At 51.2% G+C, this 1,452-nt stretch carries 1 protein-coding gene; it reads left to right on the plus strand.

What is annotated here, in order from left to right; all coding sequences use genetic code 11:
- Nucleotides 1-268: 268 nt before the first annotated feature.
- Nucleotides 269-1,129, plus strand: a complete 861-nt coding sequence (locus tag F1593_RS28000) for a metallophosphoesterase family protein (RefSeq protein ID WP_149404840.1) — start codon at nucleotides 269-271, stop codon at nucleotides 1,127-1,129.
- The last annotated feature ends 323 nt before the right edge of the window (nucleotides 1,130-1,452 follow it).

Raw genomic sequence — 1,452 nt, forward strand, 5'->3', positions numbered from 1 at the left:
GTCTGCTGATCCGCTGGGAGAAGCGCCCGCGTTCCTATCAGACCTTGTTGTGCTTGGCTTGTGCGCTCATTTGCTTTCAACAATGTGATCGCGTTTCCTCCTTGTAGGTTTTCGGATAAGTTCTCACAGGTGGGGAAGAGCGACAATCCCGCTCAAAGAACGAGCATCATGATGGAGAAGTGTAGGTGCGTGTCGAGGTTGCGACCTCGGCACGCACCTACATCTCTTATCTTTTCTCTTTTTTGTGTACAAAAGGTGTTTTTCTATTATGAAATTATATGCGATCAGTGATTTACACATTGGCGTTCCTGGCAACCGGGAGGCGCTGGCTGCCTTGCCCTACTATCCTGAAGATTGGTTGATTGTGGCCGGGGATGTGGGCGAAACTATTGAGCAACTGTATTATACGCTTGATATCTTGACCGAACGCTTCGCAAAGGTAATCTGGGTACCAGGGAATCATGATCTCTGGACAGTTCCATCTCCAAAGGAGCCACAATTTAAAGGTGAGCGGCGCTATCAGCACCTGGTCAATATTTGCCGCAACTATGGAGTCGTGACGCCGGAAGATCCTTATCCCATCTGGCCTGGCGAGGGGAAGCGTACCGTACTGGCACCGCTGTTTGTGCTCTATGATTATAGCTTTCGTCCTGACAACGTGTCTGCGGAAGAAGCGGTAGCCTGGGCCGAGGAGACACAGGTGGTCTGCGCTGATGAGTTTCTCCTGCATCCGACGCCCTATGCCTCGCGTAGCGCCTGGTGTGAGGCCCGTTGTGACTATACCGAGATGCGCCTCAACGCTGTCGCACCCACTGATGAATTGATACTTATCAATCATTTTCCCTTGCGGCGCGAATGCGTACGGGTCAATACTATCCCGCGCTTCTCGATCTGGTGTGGGACGACGCGCACCGAAGGCTGGCTCAGGCACTATCCCGTTTCTATCGCTATTTATGGACATGTGCATGTCCGTGCGACCGATTTTCTGGATGGTGTGCGTTTTGAAGAAGTCTCGCTGGGCTATCAAAGAAACTGGCGGCAAGAGAAAGGTATCCAGGGCTATCTGCGCGAGATATTGCCCGGGCCGCAGCGACCGCTCACTCCTGGCGCAGTGATGTGGTATAAATAGACCATATTTTCTCTCGTTTTGCTAAACCATATTTTCTCTCGTTTTGCTAAATAGTAGATCCTTCTGTTTGTGATAAAAATGGGATCTGAAGGGCTCACCCGCTGTGGGTGGGCCTTTTCTTGATCCCCATCTACCTCCAGTCGGTGCGTGCCGAGGTCCACCTACTCCAACAAATGGAGGTGAAGCAAGAACTCCCTGCCTGTATGGTTTTCCGTCATCGAGACCTGAGCGTGAGTGCCCTCATCGTACCTGTTCAGGTTGTCCGCAAAAAAGCTGAACAAGAAAAGCGATAAGCTGAGCAAGAAAGGACGAAAAAGGATGAG

The organism is Dictyobacter arantiisoli (assembly GCF_008326305.1).
GTDB lineage: Bacteria > Chloroflexota > Ktedonobacteria > Ktedonobacterales > Ktedonobacteraceae > Dictyobacter > Dictyobacter arantiisoli.

Excerpts from the sequence above, each read along its gene's own strand:
- F1593_RS28000 (WP_149404840.1), top strand. The coding sequence starts at position 269 with ATGAAATTATATGCGATCAGTGATTTACACATTGGCGTTCCTGGCAAC.